This is a genomic window from Pseudomonas sp. BNK-30, from assembly GCF_047456185.1.
Classification (GTDB): Bacteria; Pseudomonadota; Gammaproteobacteria; order Pseudomonadales; family Pseudomonadaceae; genus Aquipseudomonas; species Aquipseudomonas putida_E.
This window is the reverse complement of sequence record NZ_CP179904.1, coordinates 4,436,358-4,449,396: the sequence shown is the minus strand read 5'-3', so window position 1 is coordinate 4,449,396 and position 13,039 is coordinate 4,436,358. Positions and strand designations below refer to the sequence as shown.

General features: G+C 62.6%; 11 protein-coding genes. 9 read left to right on the top strand and 2 right to left on the bottom strand.

Going from position 1 to position 13,039, the window contains the following annotated elements:
- Window positions 1-157: 157 nt before the first annotated feature.
- Entirely contained in the window at window positions 158-2,377 is a 2,220-nt protein-coding gene (locus tag ACMGGN_RS20555; RefSeq protein ID WP_414156253.1) for a primosomal protein N', read from the bottom strand.
- Between the two features lie 167 nt (window positions 2,378-2,544).
- Here ACMGGN_RS20555 and rpmE point away from each other — a divergent pair, with 167 nt between their 5' ends.
- From rpmE to ACMGGN_RS20540, 3 genes are all read left to right on the top strand, one after another.
- The gene (rpmE, locus tag ACMGGN_RS20550; protein ID WP_012312321.1) at window positions 2,545-2,760 is read left to right on the top strand and encodes a 50S ribosomal protein L31; all 216 of its coding nucleotides are present in this window, start codon (window positions 2,545-2,547) and stop codon (window positions 2,758-2,760) included.
- A gap of 2 nt (window positions 2,761-2,762) precedes the next feature.
- On the top strand, window positions 2,763-3,584 hold the full coding sequence (locus ACMGGN_RS20545; protein WP_046787048.1) for a thermonuclease family protein: 822 nt from the start codon (window positions 2,763-2,765) through the stop codon (window positions 3,582-3,584).
- Between the two features lie 179 nt (window positions 3,585-3,763).
- Entirely contained in the window at window positions 3,764-5,032 is a 1,269-nt protein-coding gene (locus tag ACMGGN_RS20540; RefSeq protein ID WP_039603148.1) for a malic enzyme-like NAD(P)-binding protein, read from the top strand.
- Between the two features lie 70 nt (window positions 5,033-5,102).
- On the opposite strand, the gene ACMGGN_RS20535 is transcribed toward ACMGGN_RS20540, so the two are convergent.
- Window positions 5,103-7,553: a penicillin-binding protein 1A gene (locus ACMGGN_RS20535; protein WP_410003547.1), complete on the bottom strand. Its 2,451-nt coding sequence runs from the start codon at window positions 7,551-7,553 to the stop codon at window positions 5,103-5,105.
- A 181-nt stretch (window positions 7,554-7,734) separates the two neighbouring features.
- Here ACMGGN_RS20535 and pilM point away from each other — a divergent pair, with 181 nt between their 5' ends.
- From pilM to aroB, 6 genes are all read left to right on the top strand, one after another.
- A complete protein-coding gene (pilM, locus tag ACMGGN_RS20530; protein WP_119688132.1) occupies window positions 7,735-8,583 on the top strand; it encodes a type IV pilus biogenesis protein PilM in 849 nt (282 codons plus the stop codon).
- Window positions 8,583-9,119 carry a PilN domain-containing protein gene (locus tag ACMGGN_RS20525; protein ID WP_414156252.1) on the top strand — a complete coding sequence of 179 codons (537 nt, stop codon included), beginning with the start codon at window positions 8,583-8,585 and terminating at the stop codon, window positions 9,117-9,119. The genes pilM and ACMGGN_RS20525 overlap by 1 nt, the downstream gene beginning before the upstream one ends.
- Entirely contained in the window at window positions 9,116-10,132 is a 1,017-nt protein-coding gene (locus ACMGGN_RS20520) for a pilus assembly protein PilP (RefSeq protein WP_367903856.1), read from the top strand. Before ACMGGN_RS20525 ends, ACMGGN_RS20520 begins: the two co-directional genes overlap by 4 nt.
- The gene (locus ACMGGN_RS20515; RefSeq protein WP_161871623.1) at window positions 10,056-11,324 is read left to right on the top strand and encodes a type IV pilus secretin PilQ; all 1,269 of its coding nucleotides are present in this window, start codon (window positions 10,056-10,058) and stop codon (window positions 11,322-11,324) included. The genes ACMGGN_RS20520 and ACMGGN_RS20515 overlap by 77 nt, the downstream gene beginning before the upstream one ends.
- A gap of 4 nt (window positions 11,325-11,328) precedes the next feature.
- Window positions 11,329-11,847, top strand: a complete 519-nt coding sequence (gene aroK, locus ACMGGN_RS20510) for a shikimate kinase AroK (protein WP_039602073.1) — start codon at window positions 11,329-11,331, stop codon at window positions 11,845-11,847.
- A 94-nt stretch (window positions 11,848-11,941) separates the two neighbouring features.
- Window positions 11,942-13,039, top strand: a complete 1,098-nt coding sequence (aroB, locus tag ACMGGN_RS20505; protein ID WP_046787053.1) for a 3-dehydroquinate synthase — start codon at window positions 11,942-11,944, stop codon at window positions 13,037-13,039.

Below are 13,039 nucleotides of genomic sequence, written 5' to 3'. Positions count from 1 at the left end.
GTGGAGCGCCTGGGTGCGCAGGTGGAAAAACTGGGCATTATCCGTTGCTGGGGCCGGGTTGCCAACCTTTGAGCTGCAAGCTTCAAGCTGCAAGAACAAACGCCATCGCCCGGCCTGCTCTTGCTCTTGCTCTTGCTTGTAGCTTGCAGCTTACAGCTCAATATAGGTCGACCGGGTCGACATCCAGCGACCAGCGTACTTGCCGCCCGCCTGGAAGCTGCTCCAACACTAGCAACCAGGCACTGATCAGTCGATGCAGCGGTGCCCGGGTTTCGGCCTGTATCAGCAATTGCGCACGGAAGCGCCCGGCCTTGCGCTCCATCGGAGCAGGCACCGGGCCCAACAGTTCAATGCCGGGCAAGCGCTGCTCGGTCACCAGCCGCTGCGCGGCGCTGCAGGCTTCGTCGAGAAAACCTTCGGCCTGCCCTGGCTTGTGCGCTTCGGCGCGCAGCAGGGCAAGGTGGGAATACGGTGGCAGGCCAGCGGCGCGGCGCTCGTCCAGCGCCTGTTCGGCAAAGGCGAAGTAGCCTTGCTCGGTCAACTGCACCAGCAGCGGGTGGTCGGCCAGGTGCGTCTGGATGACCACTTTGCCGGGTTCCTCGGCACGCCCCGCGCGCCCGGCGACCTGCACGATGAGCTGGGCCATGCGCTCGGTGGCGCGGAAGTCGCCGGAGAACAACCCGCCATCAGCATCGAGAATCGCGACCAAGGTCACCCGCGGAAAGTGATGCCCCTTGGCCAGCATCTGCGTCCCGACCAGGATGCTCGGCTGGCCGCGCTGAATGGTGCTGAACAAATTGTGCATCGCGTCCTTGCGCGCCGTGCTGTCGCGGTCGACCCGCAGGATCGGGTAATCGGGGAACAGTACCTTCAGACGTTCCTCGGCGCGCTCGGTGCCTGCACCTACCGGGCGCAAGTCGACATGGTCGCACTTGGGGCACTGGTGCGGCAGGCGTTCGTCGTACCCGCAATGGTGGCAGCGCAGTACGCCGGCGCGCTGATGCACGGTCATGCGGGCATCGCAGCGCGGGCATTCGCTGAGCCAGCCGCAGTCGTGGCACAGCAGCGTCGGGGCGAAACCGCGGCGGTTGAGGAAAACCAGCACCTGCTGGCCTGCTTCCAGTGTCTGGCGGATGGCCTGTTGCAGCGGGCCGCTGATGCCGCTGTCCAGCGGCAGGCTTTTCACATCCAGGCGTAGCATGCGTGGCGGGCGCGCACCTCCTGCGCGCTGGTTCATGCGCAGCAGGCGGTAGCGGCCGGTCAGGGCATTGTGCAGGGTTTCCAGCGAAGGGGTGGCCGAGCCGAGCAGGATCGGGATGTTCTCCTGGTGAGCGCGCACCATCGCCAGGTCGCGGGCGTGGTAGCGCAGGCCTTCCTGCTGCTTATAAGAGCCGTCATGTTCTTCGTCGATGATGATCAGGCCCGGGTTCTTCATGGGAGTGAACAGCGCCGAGCGCGTGCCGATGATGATATCCGCCTCGCCATCTCGCGCCGCCAGCCAGGCGTCGAGGCGTTCGCGGTCATTGACGGCCGAATGCACCAAGGCGATGCGTGCGTTGAAACGCTGTTCGAAACGCGCCAGGGTTTGCGGGCCGAGGTTGATTTCCGGGATGAGCACCAGCGCTTGCTTGCCGGCTTCCAGGGTTTCGCGGATCAGTTGCAGGTAGACCTCGGTCTTGCCGCTGCCGGTAACGCCGGCCAGGAGGAACGCATTGAAGCTGCCAAAGCCATCGCGCACGGCCTCGAAGGCCACTCGCTGTTCTTCGTTGAGCGGCAGTTCCGGCTGGGCCAGCCAGTGCTCATGGCGTTGATCTGGCAGGTGGCGGCGTACTTCGAGCTGAACCAAGTCCTTGGCCAGTAACAGGTCAAGGCTGTCCTTGTTAAGGTTGAGCTTGCTCAGCAGGCTGTGCGCAACGCCGTGCGGGTGTTGCGCCAGCGTTCTGAGGGCGTCCCGCTGGCGCGGTGCGCGGGCGATGCGCGGGTCTTCCAGGCGGGCACCTGGGGCCATGTGCCAGAAGCGCTCCTGACGCATCTCGGCCGGCTCGCCCTGGCGCAGCAAGGTGGGCAAGGCCCAGCTCAGGGTGTCGCCGAGGCTGTGCTGGTAGTACTGGGCCGTCCACAGGCACAGCTTGAACAGCGGCGCCGGCACCGGTGAAACCGGGTCGAGCAGGGCGCTGGCCGGTTTGAGCTTGTCGGCAGGGACCTCGCTGTGGTCGCAGACCTCCACCAGCACGCCGATCATCTCGCGGCGGCCGAACGGCACCCGGATGCGCATTCCCGGGGTGAGTGCCTGGTGCGCCATGCTCGCCGGCGCCCTGTAGTCGAACAGGCGACGCAGGGGGGAGGGCAGGGCAAGGCGCAGGATGACGTCGGACACGCGTAAGGTCTCGCAGGGCGTTTCGAAGACTGGCGAGCCTATCAGACGACAGTCGGTGCAAGCGACAACTTGCGTCGACGCGGCGCTCTGGTATTATTCCCCGCCTAATTACGTGCGGTATTCAACAATTGGTGTTGGGTGGCGGCACGCAGCTCGAGGAAGTGACCATGAAAGCTGATATTCATCCGAACTACGAAGCAGTTGCTGTGACCTGCAGCTGCGGCAACAAATTCGAAACCCGTTCGACCCTGGGCAGCACCCTGGCGATCGACGTTTGCAACCTGTGCCACCCGTTCTACACCGGTAAGCAGAAAGTGCTGGACACCGGTGGTCGCGTTCAGCGCTTCGCCGATCGCTTCGGTATGTTCGGTACCAAGAAGTAATCATGCGCATGGCGAATCCTTCGGGCTTCGCGTTGTTGCTGAAAAAGGCGCCCCTTGTGGGCGCCTTTTTTGTGGGCGCGCTCTGGCAAGTGCCGGCCCTGGCGTTTTGCCCATTGCCGGACAGGCCGCAGATCGTGGCGGTGCGTCAGGTGGTCGATGGCGATACCCTGCGCCTTACCGATGGTCGCAGCGTGCGCATGATTGGCATCAACGCCCCGGAGATAGGGCGCAAGGGGCGCACCAGCGAACCTTTTGCCGAGGCCGCCAAGCGGCGTTTGCAAGCCTTGGTCAAAGCCAGCGACGGCCGTGTCGGCTTGGTGCTCGGCGTCGAGCCCAAGGACAAGTACGGCCGCACGCTGGCACACGTTTACGCCCGCAGTGGCGACAATCTTGAAGCCCGATTGCTTGGCGAAGGGCTTGGCTATCGCGTCGCGGTTGCGCCCAATGTGCGTTTGGTGGCGTGCCAGCGAGTGGCCGAGCAATCGGCGCGCAAGGCAGGCGCTGGCCTTTGGCGCCCTTCACCGGTACTTCGCGCCAGCCAGGTTCGCCAGTCGGGCTTCGCGGTGATCGGCGGCAGCATCCGGAATATTGCACGCAATCGCGGTGGAGTCTGGCTGGAACTTGAAACTGACGTGGTGCTGCAGGTTCCCGCTCGTCTGCAACGCAACTTCCCCGTCGGCTTCTTCGATAACCTCAAAGGACGCCAGGTCGAGGCGCGGGGTTGGGTGCTGGATCGTTCCCGCAAGGGTGGGCTCAAGCCGGGGCAGCGACGCTGGGTGTTGCCAATCACCGATCCGAGCATGCTGGAACGCATTTCAAGCTGAAAAGATGTAGACATTTCGCTATTGGATTGTACACACTGTTGTTCGAATGCCCCCGTGTGTTATAGCGTAAAGTCGTAGGCTAAAGGCCTTGACACAAGTGACCGACCAGTCTTGTGGCTCCCCGGCTCTTTGCGTATCCTCGGCGGTCCGTCAGAACAGTAAATAGCGGAATGCCCACCATGTCAGACCTGAAAACCGCCGCTCTCGAATACCACGCTCAACCTCGTCCGGGGAAACTGAGCGTCGAGCTCTCCAAGCCCACCGCCACCGCCCGCGATCTCGCCCTGGCCTACAGCCCAGGTGTTGCAGAACCGGTGCGTGAAATCGGCCGTGATCCTGAGCTGGCCTACAAATACACTGGCAAGGGCAACCTTGTTGCAGTTATTTCCGATGGCACCGCCATCCTCGGTCTGGGTGACCTTGGCCCACTGGCTTCCAAGCCGGTCATGGAAGGCAAGGGCGTTCTGTTCAAGCGTTTCGCCGGTATCGACGTGTTCGATATCGAAGTCGAGTCGGAAAGCCCGCAAGCTTTCATCGACACCGTTCGCCGCATTTCGATCACCTTCGGTGGCATCAACCTCGAAGACATCAAGGCACCCGAGTGCTTCGAAATCGAGCGCACCCTGATCGAGCAGTGCGATATTCCGGTGTTCCACGATGACCAGCACGGCACCGCTATCGTTACCGCTGCCGGCATGATCAACGCCCTGGAAATCGCGGGCAAGAAGCTCGAAGACGCCAAGATCGTCTGCCTGGGTGCCGGCGCTGCCGCCATCTCTTGCATGAAGCTGCTGGTCAGCATGGGCGCCAAGGTCGAAAACATCTTCATGATCGACCGTAGCGGCGTGATCCACGCTGGCCGTGACGACCTGAACCAGTACAAGGCCCAGTTCGCTCACGCTACCGACAAGCGCACCCTGGCTGATGCCCTGGACGGTGCCGATGTGTTCGTTGGCCTGTCCGGCCCGAACCTGCTGAGCGCGGAAGGCCTGAAATCGATGGCTGCCAACCCGATCGTGTTCGCCTGCTCGAACCCGGACCCTGAGATCTCGCCAGAGCTGGCTCATGCCACCCGCAACGATGTGATCATGGCTACCGGTCGTTCCGACTACCCGAACCAGGTCAACAACGTGCTGGGCTTCCCGTTCATCTTCCGTGGTGCCCTGGACGTTCGCGCCAAGCGTATCAACGAAGAAATGAAGATCGCCGCCGCTATCGCCCTGAAGGACCTGGCCAAGCTGCCGGTGCCTAAGGAAGTTTGCGAAGCCTATGGCGTTGAAGGCCTGGAATTCGGCCGTGAGTACATCATTCCGAAGCCGCTGGACGCACGCCTGATCACCGTCGTTTCCGATGCCGTAGCCAAGGCTGCCATCGAATCCGGCGTGGCTACCCTGCCATATCCGAAGCACTACCCGCTCAACAGCGTTGACGAAGTATTCAACGGCTGAAGCAGGGTGCAAAAAAGAACCGGCTCATATGAGCCGGTTTTTTTTTGGGTTCAAGCTGCAAGCTGTCGGCTCAGAACAAATCCATGGGCGCCGCTTCATCGGCCGGCAGCGGGCTGCCCGGCGCTGCACCGTTGCCCAGTTCATCCACCGATGGTGGCGAATCTTCAGCCTTGAACAGTTCGAAATACGCGTTAGGCGTGCTCGGGGAGGCCGCACGGCCGCTGACCGGGTCGACACGCAGGCTGAGGATGCCTTCCGGTTCTGCAGGCGGGTGGTTGGGCTTGTCCTTCAGGGCCGCGCCCATGAAGCTCATCCAGATCGGCAGGGCAGCCGTCCCGCCGTATTCGCGGCGACCCAGGGTTTCCGGCTGGTCGAAACCGACCCAGACGGTAGTGACGTAATCGGCGTTGTAGCCGGAGAACCAGGCATCCTTGGACTCGTTGGTGGTGCCGGTCTTGCCCGCCAGGTCCGTACGACCCAGGGCCAGGGCGCGGCGCCCGGTCCCGCGTTTGATCACGTCCTGCAGCATGCTGGTGAGGATATAGGTGGTACGGCCATCGATGATCTGCTCGGCGGTTACCGGTGCCTGTGTGGCGGGTGCAGGCTGGCCAGGAACCGACGGTGCCTCTCCTGGCAGCGACGCCGTGCTGATCGGCTGCTCTGGTGCCGCCAGGCCTGCGTCGTCCTCGGCGCCCTGCGGCACGCGCGCAGGGTTGGCGGTGAACAGCGTCTCGCCGTTGCGGCTCTCGATGCGCTCGATCAGGTACGGGTTGATCTTGTAACCGCCGTTGGCGAAGGTGCTCCAGCCAGTGGCGATTTCCATGGGCGTCAGGGTCGCGGTGCCCAATGCCAGCGACAGGTTGGGCGGCAGATCCTGCTTGTTGAAGCCGAACTTGGTGATGTAGTCGATGGTGCGGCCTACGCCCATGGCCTGCAGCAAGCGGATCGATACCAGGTTGCGCGACTTGTACAGCGCTTCGCGCATGCGAATCGGGCCGAGGAAGGTGTTGGTGTCATTCTTGGGTCGCCATTCCTTGTCCAGGTATTCGTCGACGAACACGATCGGAGCGTCGTTGACCAGGCTGGCGGCGGTGTAGCCGCTGTCCAGCGCCGCGCTATAGATGAACGGTTTGAAGCTTGAGCCGGGCTGGCGCTTGGCCTGCATGGCGCGGTTGTAGTTGCTCTGCTCGAACGAGAAACCGCCAACCAGCGCACGGATGGCGCCGTTGTAAGGGTCCAGCGTGATCAGCGCGCTCTGCGCTGCCGGTACCTGGCTGAACTTGAGTTTGCCGTCGTCCAGCCGCTGCACGCGCACCAGGTCGCCAACCTGGGCCACGTCTGCCGGCGATTGTGGCGCCCGGCCCTGCGCATTGCTATTGATGAACGGGCGCGCCCACTTCATGGTGTCCCATGCGACATCTTCTTCCTTGCCGCCGCGGGTCAGTACTTTCAGCCCGCTTTTCTCAACCTGGGTAACGATGGCCGGCTCCAGCCCGCCCAAGGTGCGCTGCTTGTTCAATTCCTGCAGCCAGGCAGCCTGGCCTTTGCCCGGGAAGCGCGATTCAGGGCCGCGGTAGCCGTGGCGCTCATCATAATCGGACAGGCCACCGTGAACGGCCTTGTTGGCGATTTCCTGCATGTCGCTCGGCACTGTGGTGGTGACGCGGAAACCCTCGGTATACGCATCGCTGCCATAGCGGCCAACCATTTCGGCACGGGCCATCTCGGCGATGTAAGGCGCGTTAACCTCCGGCGCCGATACGTGGTAGCTGGCGTTGAGCGGTTCGGCCAGGGCGGCCTGGTAGCTCGCCTCGTCAATCTTGCCGAGCTTGTACATGCGGCCCAGGATCCAGTCGCGACGCTCTTTTGCACGCACCGGGTTGGCCAGAGGGTTGAAGCGCGACGGTGCCTTGGGCAGGCCGGCGATCATCGCCATCTGCGCCAGGCTCACGTCACGGATCGACTTGCCATAGTAAACCTGTGCGGCAGCGTCGATGCCGTAGGCGCGGTTGCCCAGGTAGATCTTGTTCACGTACAGCTCGAGGATCTCGTCCTTGGTCAGTTCGCGCTCGATCTGCAGGGCCAGGAGAATCTCGTTGGTCTTGCGCGAGAAGCTGCGCTCGCTGGTGAGGAAGAAGTTCTTCGCCACCTGCATGGTGATTGTGCTGCCGCCGGTCTGTATATGACCGGTTTTCACCAGTTGGGTCGCGGCGCGCATCAGGCTGGCCGGGTCAACGCCGTAGTGATTGAGGAAATTGTCGTCCTCGGCTGACAGAAGCGCCTGAATGAATTGCGGGGGAATGTCCGCGAAACGGATGGGCGAGCGGCGCATTTCGCCAAACTCGGCGATCAGCTTGCCATCGCTGCTGTACACCCTCAGGGGGATCTGCAACTGGATGCTTCTGAGCGAATCGACCGACGGCAGGTTGGGACTAAGATACAGAAACGCACCGCTCACACCGAGTACGAGCGCGCAGATGACTGCGACGAAAGACCACCAGAAGAACTTCAGCAGACGTATCAAGGCTTTTGGGTGTCCAGGTTGAGGGGTGAATTGCGCACGGAGCCGGCGGACGAAAAAACGCTGGGCATTATAAGCATTTTTCGCCTCGCCGGGTGACCGGCCGGGCGGCCCGCTGCACCTTCCGGCCATCAAGCCTTGGTGCTGGCGCGGGTTTCAGGGCTGTCACAAAGGAGCAGCGATGCTTGGACGCATTGGCAAGGATGCCGGTTCACTGTTGGGGGTTGAAATTGCCGTCGATTCGGTTCGGCTTGTACAACTGCAACGCAGAAAAGGGCGCTGTGAGCGTCTTGCCTGGGAGGTTGAGCGATTCGAGCCCGCAGGTGCTGCTGATTGGTGGCAAGTGCCTGATCGCGTCGTGGCGGCGCTGCGTAGCGCTTGTCGGCGCAGTGGCAGTCGCCAGCGCCGGGTCGCAGTGGCCCTGCCTGCCTCGCAGGTAATCTGCAAGTTGTGCCAGCTACCGGCAGACCAGCCAGTAGCCGAAATGGAGGCGCAACTTCTGGCTGATGCGGACAGGTTGTTTCCTTTCCCGCTGGAAGAGCTGGTGATGGACTTCCAGGTGTTGGGGGCTTCATGTGGGCAGGCTGGCGCGCGTGATGTTCTGGTGGTGGCCTGCCGGCAGACCCTGCTGCAGTCGTTGGAAGCGATTTTCGATGACGCTGGGTTGCTGCTGGAAGTCGTCGAGGTCGACAGCATCGCCTTGCGGCGAATGATGCCGCAACCGGGTGCAGACGGCTGCGCGCTGCTGCGCCTTGAGCCCGGCAGCGCTACGCTGCATTGCTGGTCACAGGGTGTATTGCCGCAGCGGCGCGAAGTGCCCCTGGGCCGGCTGGCCGAACTGTTTGTCGATGACCTGCAGGTGCAAGACCTGCTTCTGGCTGGGAGCCTGCAGCTTGAGCAAGGTCGGCTCGGTGACTTGATTGACCGGTTGGAAGTGCCTTATCGGGCGTTGCCCCAGGTGGCTGGCCTTGCATGTCACGACGACAACATGGCATTGGCGTCTGCCCTGGCGCTGGGAGCTTTGCGCTGATGCTGCGTATCAATCTTTTGCCCTGGCGCGAACAGCAACGCTTGGCGGCGCTTCGCCGTTTTCAGCTCATGCTGATTGGCAGCGTGGTGCTGGCACTCTGTGTTGTGTTGTTGATGGACCAGCTGGCGCGCCAGCGGGCGCAGCATCAGGCCGCTGCCAACCTGGGGTGCCAGGCCGCGATCGCGGGGCTCAATAGGCAGCTGGAGCAGCTTGACGTCATTCAGCAGGCCCTCGACGCAGCAAGGGCCCAAACCGCCTCGCTGGACGCTTTGTTTGCGGACCGAGGGCTTCTCACGGCGCTGTTCAGCGATCTGGAGCGGGCATTGCCCGAGGGCGTTCAGGTTGTCGAACTGAAGGTCGAGGGTGAGCGGTTGCACTTGGTTGGGCTGGCCGCTTCCAGCGCTGTGATAGCGCAATTGATGCGTGATCTCGGGCGCTCCGGGATATTGCTCGACCTGGAATTGAAGCGGATCAAGAGCTTGCCTGCTGGTGAAGAGTTTTTGCTGCTGGCGCGGATGTCGGACTCTTGGTCGTGAAGCTGCGCGTGCGTCTGGACTGGCAGGCCCTGGTAGCTCGCTCGCGCTTGTTCCGATGTGCCCTGCCGATAGCCGCGGCGTGCCTGGTGCTTGCGGTCGGCTGCCTGATTCGTTGGCCGGAATGGCGGCAACTGCAGCAGGCAGCGCAGGTAAACCAAAGGGCCCTCAACGACAAGCATCATGCCAAGGCCACCCAGGTGTTGGCGCATGTGCATGCACCGCAAGCGCTGAGTGAAGCCCAGCGGCACCTGCACGATATGCGATGGCGCCTGGCGGCCGGGGGCGAAATCAGCGATCTGCTCGATCAGTTGGCCGCGTCGGGGCATGTGCATGGGCTGCATTTCGAGCAACTTGAGGTACTGGATGAGCAGAAGAAGGCAGGTTTCGCACGAACGCCGCTGGATGTGCAGGTAGTTGGGCGTTACGCGGCGTTGCGACTTTGGCTCGATGAGTGGCTTGGGCAGGTTCGCCTGCTGCGTGTCGGCGACATGCATCTGGCCGATGCTCAAGGCAGGCCCGGCTTGCTGCGATTGAGGCTGCGGGTTGACGCCTTCCACGCCGATGGGCCGGTGGCAGAGCCGGAATCATTGGCTTGGATACCCGCCCGGGGTGAGGTCTTGCCAGCGGTTCTCGATCCGTTTTCGACGTGGTCGGGTCGCGTTGTCAGGCGAGGGCTCGCCTCTGTCCCGCTGGCTCAGCTGGAAATGGTCGGAAGCTTGTCCCGGGGCATGGAGCATGAGGCTTTGCTGTCATCTGCCGGGCGGCTCTATCGCGTGCGTTCCGGTGACCGTCTGGGGCGCGATGGGGGGCTGGTGGAACGCGTGGATGAGCACCAGGTAACGGTGCGCGAGCGGTTGTTCGTGGGCGGCACTTGGCGCGAGCGCACGGCATTTCTGAGGCTCAGGCAGGGCGTGGACGGGGAGATCAGGGAAGATCATGAACAGGTTGATGAAGTGGGTGGTGGTGGCTTTGCTGCCGATGCCGTTGCTGGCGGCAACGCCTTATCGGGGTGAGCCGATTTCGCTGAACTTCCAGGACGTGGAAGTGCGCCTGGTGTTGCAGGTGCTGGCCGACTATGCCGGCATCAACCTGGTCGCCAGCGACACTGTGCAGGGCAGTATTACCTTGCGTCTGCAGGATGTTCCCTGGGATCAGGCTTTGGAGCTGGTGTTGCGCAGCAAGGGCCTGGCCCGGCGCGAAGAGGGCAAGGTGCTGTTGGTGGCGCCAGCGGCTGAGCTGGCCGAACAAGCCCTGGGCGCGCGTATAGGCTTGGAGCTGGACGCCCAATCGCAGCCGTTGCGCCGCGAGTTGCTGCCGATACACCACGCCGAGGCCTCAGAGCTTGCCGAATTGCTGCTGGCCACGCTGGCCGATGACGGCATTCTGACGGGGCGCGGTAGTTTGAATGTGGATGTGCGCACCAATACGCTGGTGGCGCACCAGCCTGAGGAGCGGCTTGCCGAGCTGCGCCAGTTGGTGGCGCAACTGGATGTGCCGGTACGGCAGGTAGAGATCGAGGCGCGCATCGTCGAGGCCAATGTCGATTACGAGAAAAGCCTTGGGGTGCGCTGGGGCCCGCGGCTCTACAGCGAAGCTGCTGTTTTGGGCAAGGACGTGTTTGTCGATCTTGGGGTGGAACGGGCCGGTTCCAGCATTGGCCTGGGGGTGTTGCGTGGGAGCGTGCTGCTGGACCTTGAACTCAGCGCCATGGAGAAGACCGGCAATGGTGAAATCATCTCCCAGCCCAAGGTGGTCACCGCCAATAAGGAAACCGCCCGCATCCTCAAAGGCACCGAAGTCCCTTACCAGGAGACCACGAAGAGTGGCGCTACCTCGGTTGCATTCCGCGAGGCTTCGCTGTCGTTGGAGGTCACTCCGCAGATTACGCCGGACGGCAAGGTGATCATGACGGTCAAGGTGACCAAGGACGAGCCTGATTTCGTCAATGCCTTGAACGATGTGCCGCCGATCCGCAAGAACGAGGTCAATGCCAAGGTACGGGTAGCTGACGGGGAAACCATCGTCATTGGCGGTGTGTATTCGACCACGCAAAACAATGTGGTCGACAAGGTGCCATTTTTCGGTGATCTGCCGTATGTTGGGCGGCTGTTTCGACGCGATGCATTACAAGAGAAAAAATCCGAGCTGCTGGTCTTCCTGACTCCGCGTATCATGAATGACCAGGCGATTGCTGTGAGTCGTTGATTCTGTGCGAAATTTGATACTTGTAGGGCCCATGGGCGCTGGAAAAAGCACCATCGGGCGCCTGTTGGCCAAAGAGCTGCGCCTGCTGTTCAAAGATTCCGACAAGGAAATCGAACTGAAAACAGGCGCCAACATCCCGTGGATCTTCGACAAAGAAGGCGAGCCGGGCTTCCGTGATCGTGAGCAGGCGATGATCGCCGAGCTCTGCGCGCTCGATGGCGTGGTCGTGGCGACCGGCGGCGGCGCGGTGATGCGCGAGGCCAACCGCCAGGCCCTGCACCATGGTGGCCGGGTGATCTACCTGCATGCCTCGGTGGAACAGCAGGTCGGGCGTACTGCGCGCGATCGCAATCGCCCTTTGCTGCGTACTGCCAATCCGGAGGCGACTTTGCGTAGCCTTCTTGAAGCACGCGACCCGCTCTACCGTGAGATCGCCGACATCGTGGTTGAAACCGACGAACGGCCCCCGCGCATGGTCGTACTGGATATTCTCGAGCGCTTGCAGCAGTTGCCGCCCCGGTAGGCCGGGACTATTCTCGGCCAGCGCCGAGGCGAGGTTCAACGTTACCGCGTGGGTCGCTCAGCCGACGCCGCGCCCAAGTACATTGTGGGGATACATGCAGACACTAAAGGTCGACCTGGGCGAGCGCAGCTACCCGATCTACATTGGCGAAGGCCTGCTTGAGCAGCCAGAACTGCTGGCGCCGCACATTGCCGGCCGGCAGGTTGCCATCGTTTCCAACGAGACCGTCGCGCCCCTGTATCTCGAACGTCTCAGCAAGACGCTGGGTGCCTATTCGGTGCTGCCAGTGATCCTCCCGGATGGCGAAGCCCACAAAAACTGGGAAACCCTGCAGTTGATTTTCGACGGCCTCCTCACGGCCCGGCACGACCGCCGCACCACGGTGGTGGCCCTCGGTGGTGGCGTTATCGGCGACATGGCCGGCTTCGCTGCGGCGTGCTATCAGCGCGGCGTCGATTTCATCCAGGTACCGACCACCCTGCTGTCCCAGGTCGACTCCTCTGTCGGCGGCAAGACCGGCATCAACCATCCGCTGGGCAAGAACATGGTGGGTGCGTTCTACCAGCCCAACGCCGTGCTGATCGACACCACCACCCTCAACACCCTGCCCGAGCGCGAGCTGTCGGCGGGCCTGGCCGAAGTGATCAAGTACGGGCTGATCTGCGACAAGCCCTTCCTTGGTTGGCTCGAGGACAATATCAAGGCTTTGCGCGCCCTCGAGCCAGCGGCGCTGACCGAAGCAATCCAGCGCTCGTGTGCAGCCAAGGCTGCGGTGGTCGGGGCTGACGAACGTGAGTCTGGTGTGCGCGCAACGCTCAACCTGGGGCATACCTTCGGGCATGCCATCGAAACGCACATGGGCTACGGTGTCTGGTTGCACGGCGAGGCCGTGGCAGCGGGTACGGTGATGGCCCTGGAGATGTCGATGCGTCTGGGCTGGATCGATCAGTCCGAGCGCGATCGCGCAATCCGTCTGCTGCAGGATGCAGGTTTGCCGGTGGTGCCACCACAGGAAATGACCCCGGCGCATTTCATGGAGCATATGGCGGTCGACAAAAAGGTGATCGATGGGCGTTTGCGTCTGGTGCTCCTGCGCCAGATGGGCGAAGCCGTGGTTACCGACGACTATCCGAAAGAGATTCTTCAGGCCACGCTGTCGGCGGATTACCGCGCGATCGTGGCCCAGCTTTGA

What these genes read in the sequence shown, in the direction of transcription:
- pilM (WP_119688132.1), top strand. Translation starts at nt 7,735, where the DNA reads ATGCTTGGACGCATTGGCAAGGATGCCGGTTCACTGTTGGGGGTTGAA.
- ACMGGN_RS20515 (WP_161871623.1), top strand. Translation starts at nt 10,056, where the DNA reads ATGAACAGGTTGATGAAGTGGGTGGTGGTGGCTTTGCTGCCGATGCCG.
- aroB (WP_046787053.1), top strand. Translation starts at nt 11,942, where the DNA reads ATGCAGACACTAAAGGTCGACCTGGGCGAGCGCAGCTACCCGATCTAC.
- ACMGGN_RS20540 (WP_039603148.1), top strand. Translation starts at nt 3,764, where the DNA reads ATGTCAGACCTGAAAACCGCCGCTCTCGAATACCACGCTCAACCTCGT.
- ACMGGN_RS20525 (WP_414156252.1), top strand. Translation starts at nt 8,583, where the DNA reads ATGCTGCGTATCAATCTTTTGCCCTGGCGCGAACAGCAACGCTTGGCG.
- ACMGGN_RS20545 (WP_046787048.1), top strand. Translation starts at nt 2,763, where the DNA reads ATGCGCATGGCGAATCCTTCGGGCTTCGCGTTGTTGCTGAAAAAGGCG.
- rpmE (WP_012312321.1), top strand. Translation starts at nt 2,545, where the DNA reads ATGAAAGCTGATATTCATCCGAACTACGAAGCAGTTGCTGTGACCTGC.